This is a genomic window from Janthinobacterium sp. BCJ23, from assembly GCF_059617945.1.
In genome coordinates this window covers 1-5,364 of record NZ_JCAQAW010000018.1, presented here as the reverse complement: position 1 = coordinate 5,364, position 5,364 = coordinate 1, and the positions used below count along the sequence as shown (strand labels likewise).

Here is a 5,364-nt window from a genome sequence, read left to right as displayed (position 1 = left end):
AAGAAGGAAGAGTATGAAGCATTTCGCTAAATCCGTCAACTCCTTCTTTTTACTGCATCGCCGTTTCCGGTGATCCTCAACTGCCGCATTTGATTGCGTCTCATTGGGGAGGCGAACTATAGCAAAGCCACCCACGGCCGGCAAGCTTTATTTGAGCAATTCGGCAACCGCCATGCCCACATCGGTTGTACTGGCGCTGCCGCCCATGTCCGGCGTCCGCGGACCATGCTCGAGCACCTGCTCGATGGCGCGCACAATCGCGTCATGTGCCGCCGTGTAATTGACATCGCCATTGCCGAGAAAGTCCAGCATCATGGCGCCCGACCAGATCATGCCGATCGGGTTGGCGATATTCTGGCCGTAGATATCGGGTGCGGAACCGTGCACCGGCTCGAAGACGGAAGGAAAAGTCCGCTCCGGATTGATATTGGCCGATGGTGCGATGGCAATCGTTCCCGTACAGGCGGGGCCCAGGTCGGACAAGATGTCGCCAAACAGATTTGAAGCGACCACCACGTCGAAACGTTCGGGGCTCAATACAAAGCGGGCAGCCAGGATGTCGATATGGTATTTATCCCAGTGGACATCGGGAAAGCTCGGGGCCATGGCTTCCACCCGCTCATCCCAATACGGCATGCTGATGGCAATGCCATTCGATTTGGTTGCCGATGTCAGGTGTTTCTTGGGCCGGCTTTGCGCCAGCTCGAATGCGTATTTCAATATCCGGTCGACGCCCTTGCGCGTAAAAACGGATTCCTGCAGCACCGTTTCGCGCTCCGTTCCCTCGAACATGCGGCCGCCCACGGATGAATATTCTCCTTCCGTGTTTTCACGCACCACATAAAAGTCGATATCGCCCGGCTTTTTATTCGCCAGCGGGCACGGCACGCCCGGCATCAGCCGCACGGGACGCAAGTTGACGTATTCATCGAATTCACGCCGGAATTTTAATAAGGAGCCCCATAGCGAGATATGGTCAGGCACCTTGTCCGGCCAGCCCACGGCGCCAAAATAGATGGCGTCGAAATCCTTGAGCTGCGCAAACCAGTCCGAGGGCATCATTTGCCCGTGTTCCAGGTAATAGTCGCAGTTGGCCCATGCCATCGTCGTAAACTGCAGGTCGATATTGAAACGGCGGGCAGCCGCTTCCATCACACGCAAGCCCTCCGGCATGACTTCATTGCCAATGCCGTCACCGGCGATGACGGCGATTTTATGTGTGCTCATGGGATACCCTGTTGGAAATAGGCGATGGAAGCCTGTATTTACATCGGCTGCGCCACGTCCGGGTACAGGCGCGCCAGCACATCGGCAGTGATCGCCGTGATGATGGGCTGCACACGTTCGGCCGCCAGTTCATTGGACTTCTCGCGGCGCACCTCTTTCCATAGCTCGACCAATGCGCCCTCGTGGCGCGCCACCGCCTGCTCGACTTCATCCTGCCAGAAGGCCGGCGCCTCGCTTTCAACAAAGTTGCCGCGACCACGGCCAAAGTGCGCCACCGCCAGGTAACGCAGCACGCCCGCCACCACCAAGGTGCGCAGGAAGGCATCCGTGAATTGCATGGTGGGCTCATTACGGTCCGTGCCGGAATTAAAGCCCCAGGCTGCGCCCGCAAACGTCAACGCACCAACCACACCGCCGAGCAGGGCGCCCGTACCCAGGGTCAGGCCGCCGGAAATCAGGTCGGCTGACAGGCCCGTCGCGGCACCGGAAATCATGGCCCCCAGCAAACCCGCTTGCGCCTTGTCGATCGGCGCGCGCACGGCAAAGTTTTCCCGTATGCGGCTATTGATCTTATGCGCATCGGTCGGGTCGAGTTTGTGCAGTATCAAAAGCTCGCGCGTGGTGATACCGCTGTGCGTATTGAGCCTCGCCACCAGGCTGGCCATGGCTTTTTCCTGGCGTTGCTGCTCCGCGTTCTTACCTATGCCCACGACCTGCAAGGCCGATTTCAGCAAGCCCTTGGAGACAGGCTCGATGGCTTCGCGGTCCTGCCCGGCCACTGCCAGCTGCGTGGCCAGCAAGTGCATGGCCTGTCGGAAACGCGCCGTATTCTGTTCTTGCCAGGCAGCAAACAAACGCGCATAGCCCGCCTGCTGCGACTGCGGCAACAATTTACCCACGGCTTCATAAAACACGCGCTCATGTACCCAGCAGCGAGCAAAGGCATCGAGCGCCAGAACGTCGCGCACAATCGGATACTGCTGCAAATGTTCGCGCCAGCGCGCCTGTTCGCTATGTTCCTCATTGCCTGGACGCGGCGGCCCCATCTGATTGAGCAAGACCACCACGGGCTTATCGAGCCAGGCGAGGATTTTCATTTCCGCCGGCAAGTAACCCGCATCCTTCGGATGCTCCGAGGAATTCACCAGATACAGCACCACGTCGGCGGAGTCCTTGGCCGTGCGCAGCGCTTGCTGGCTGAGCCAGAACGGGCGGTCGCGGTAACGGTCCAGCACTTCGCGCAGAAACCAGCCGATGGGATTGCCCGACTGTCCCAGGCGTTTGAGCAGGCGCACGGAGTCGCCAAAGCCGGGCGTATCCCACAATTGCAAGGCATCGCCCTGTGGCGTAGCCAGCAAGGTATGCGATTCCGCAAACACGGTCACGTGGGCGGCGTCGCGCACTTCGCCGATGTCCACACCCACCAGGGTGCGCGCCAGGGTCGTCTTGCCATTATTCGTGTGCGAAATCAGCGCGAATTGAATCTGCACCGCATCATCCTGCACATCTTTATTCACATTCACACTCATGCTGCTGCCGATACTTTCAAGCCGACACCTGCATCGAGCGGGTGCAAGGCAGGGTTGAGCAAATTGACCACGGTGGCCGTAGTTTTATGGAACTGGCAAAACTGCTGCCACAGGGCGACTCGTTCCGCCAGGCGCGCGCCGTTATCCGCCTGCTCGCCGGCGCGCTCCAGGTAGCTGGACTCGTCGATCAGGACGGCGATGCCGCGTGCCGACGATTGCACCAGATAATCGAGGAAGGCGCCGTGATTTTCCTTTTCAGGCGTCGCCGTCAGATTGAACAGTACGGCCGTGATATTGACTTGCGGATCGTTCAAGTCCGTGCCGCGCAAGACGTCCTGCGGCTCTTCGCCGTACGACATCGATGGACGCAGCATCATGCGCCCCTGCTCGCCGAACAGCATGATGGACAGCTGGCCCAATCCCATGTGGCGTGCTTCATCGACAGTAAAGCTGTACGGCAAGACGCGCAGCATGCCCCCCGTGGCCACGCCGATACTTTCATTAAGCTTGCGGAAATACGGCTGATCGAGATCCAGCGGAAAGTTCTTGGCCAGGCGCGCGGCGCGCCAATTGTTGACCAGGGCCAGTATCAGGCGAGGAACGACGACCAGCAGGAAGATGGTTGCCGCATACAAATGCACCCAGCGCGCGCCACCTTCGATGGTCGTCGTTTGCGGGAAGCGCAGTGCTTCGATTTCCGCCAGCGAAAAACCTTGCAAATGAAACAGGGCAATAGCCGGTGCAAACAGGGTCGAAAGCAGGCTGTGCACTTGGCCGGGATTCAAAAAGGTGCTTTCCCAGCCGGCCGCATATTGCGACAGAAAGCCGCGGGCATACAGTGAGGCAACGGCGCCGATGGCAAACATGGCGGCGCTCAGGTGGATGGTACGGCTCAGGCGCGCGGCCGTCAGCTTGGCACTCAAGTGCGCCCATTCCCCCATGAAACTGAGCAAGCCCGAGGACAAGGCGTGCGGCAGTTTGCGCGGCAGGGCCAGGCGGCCCACGCTCAGGTGACGCACCAGTCCCGCCTTCGGCCAGCCGAGCGAGTGCGAGGGAATGCATAGCCAGATCAGCAAGCCCAGGTAGACCAGCACATTCCAGGCGATGATCAGCAACAAGGGCGCAGACAGCAAGTCGACGCGATGGGGATCCGTGATGCGGTCGAGCCCGGCGCCCAGCAGCAAGGCCAGCAGGGGCAAGGCCAGCGCCAGGGTCTTCATGCCGTTGCGACGCTTCGCGACGGCAGCGAAAGCGGGGGTGCGCTCGGTGATGCGCTTGATGATCAGCTCGGAACGCTGCTGCAGGAAATCGTCACCTGTCACTTCGGCCTGCTTGCCCGAAGCTTGCCACTGCGCAAGCTCACGCGCGCTGCGGCTGGCATACATGCGGTCGTCCTCGCTGAGGACTTCTTTTTTCTGGTCGGCCATCTCGATAGCACGGACCAATACCACTTCTCTCGCAATCTGCTCGTTCATGGTGCTCCTGTTTTTGTATGAAACGACAACTCGACAGGCAGATTGTGACGTACTTTCGTGTTTCAGGCCAACGCGTCCTCGGCCCGGAACAAATGATGCAGCAGATAGATCAGGAAAGAAGCGATCCAGGCAGACCACAAGGTGTGGGTAAAGAATTGTGTACCTTGCAACTGTTGCTGCCAGCTTGCCGCCAAACCGCACAGCAGCATGATGCAGGCGAACAGCAGCGCCGTGCGTGGCCGTCCGGGCAGGCAGAACAATGGCAAGGCCAGCATCCACCAGGCAGCGTTCGCCTGGGTAGCGGGCAGGCATGCCATGGCAGATGCGCTGGCCGGCAACGTTTCCAGCAGGCGCGTGTATGGTTCCAGTCCGCCGTAACGCAACAAATCCGTGGGACAGGGCACGTCGCTGAAGGAAGAGAGCAAATAGATGCTTAATGGCACGAAGATAGCCGACAATGCCACTACGCGCAAGGCGCTGCGGCGTGATGCCAGCCAGGCCAGCGGATGCAAGGTGTCCCAGACGGCCAAGCAGATCAAGGCGGCGCCAAGCAAGATCATGCAGAGCTGGAAACTGCTCGCCCACGCGCTGTCGGCACCGGCAAATTGCCCGCGCGCGCGGTCGAACATACTGTCGGCGATCATGAGGTCGACGTTGCTGTAGTTACCGATCCAGAGTATCAGCATGGCCGACAGCATCAGGACACTATCGATGCCTTTGGGAGTTTTGACGAGTTTAAGCTTGGCCAGCATGGGTGCACACACTACTTGATGAGAATGGAAGTCATCGTACAGTGTCAATATGAAGAGAACATGACGATGCCCGCCGTACACAACATGTGGTGATAAATGACAAAGGCAGCGCTTAACGCTACCTTTTTTTGTCTGTTGCATTGGCTGCTGAGTTGTCGGATTACGCTACGCTAATCCGACCTACCCGCCATCCAATAAACGTAGGTCGGCTTAGCGCGCAGCGCGTAAGCCGACAAGCACCTGCGGCGCCCAACAAACCACCAGACGTAAAAAAACCCCAACCGGATCACCGGAAGGGGTTTTTTCGAATAACAAGCCTGACGATAACCTACTTTCACACTGGTTGCAGCACTATCATCGGCGCAAAGTTGTTTCACGGTC

Annotated in this window: 5 protein-coding genes; all 5 read right to left on the bottom strand. The window is 59.0% G+C overall.

Annotation, left to right across the window (positions count from 1 at the left end):
* Positions 1 to 147: 147 nt before the first annotated feature.
* Positions 148 to 1,227 (bottom strand): tartrate dehydrogenase, encoded by a 1,080-nt coding sequence (locus tag AC54AG_RS28215; protein WP_331779152.1) that lies wholly within the window; start codon positions 1,225 to 1,227, stop codon positions 148 to 150.
* A gap of 38 nt (positions 1,228 to 1,265) precedes the next feature.
* Positions 1,266 to 2,756: a DUF3482 domain-containing protein gene (locus AC54AG_RS28210; protein WP_070300952.1), complete on the bottom strand. Its 1,491-nt coding sequence runs from the start codon at positions 2,754 to 2,756 to the stop codon at positions 1,266 to 1,268.
* Entirely contained in the window at positions 2,753 to 4,231 is a 1,479-nt protein-coding gene (locus AC54AG_RS28205; protein WP_496632643.1) for a DUF2868 domain-containing protein, read from the bottom strand. Before AC54AG_RS28205 ends, AC54AG_RS28210 begins: the two co-directional genes overlap by 4 nt.
* A gap of 62 nt (positions 4,232 to 4,293) precedes the next feature.
* The gene (locus AC54AG_RS28200; RefSeq protein WP_331779150.1) at positions 4,294 to 5,124 is read right to left on the bottom strand and encodes a phosphatase PAP2 family protein; all 831 of its coding nucleotides are present in this window, start codon (positions 5,122 to 5,124) and stop codon (positions 4,294 to 4,296) included.
* Between the two features lie 29 nt (positions 5,125 to 5,153).
* A partial coding sequence (locus AC54AG_RS28195; protein ID WP_496632640.1) for a hypothetical protein occupies positions 5,154 to 5,364 on the bottom strand: 211 nt, incomplete at its 5' end.

What these genes read in the sequence shown, in the direction of transcription:
- AC54AG_RS28215 (WP_331779152.1), bottom strand. Translation starts at nt 1,227, where the DNA reads ATGAGCACACATAAAATCGCCGTCATCGCCGGTGACGGCATTGGCAAT.
- AC54AG_RS28210 (WP_070300952.1), bottom strand. Translation starts at nt 2,756, where the DNA reads ATGAGTGTGAATGTGAATAAAGATGTGCAGGATGATGCGGTGCAGATT.
- AC54AG_RS28205 (WP_496632643.1), bottom strand. Translation starts at nt 4,231, where the DNA reads ATGAACGAGCAGATTGCGAGAGAAGTGGTATTGGTCCGTGCTATCGAG.
- AC54AG_RS28200 (WP_331779150.1), bottom strand. Translation starts at nt 5,124, where the DNA reads ATGCAACAGACAAAAAAAGGTAGCGTTAAGCGCTGCCTTTGTCATTTA.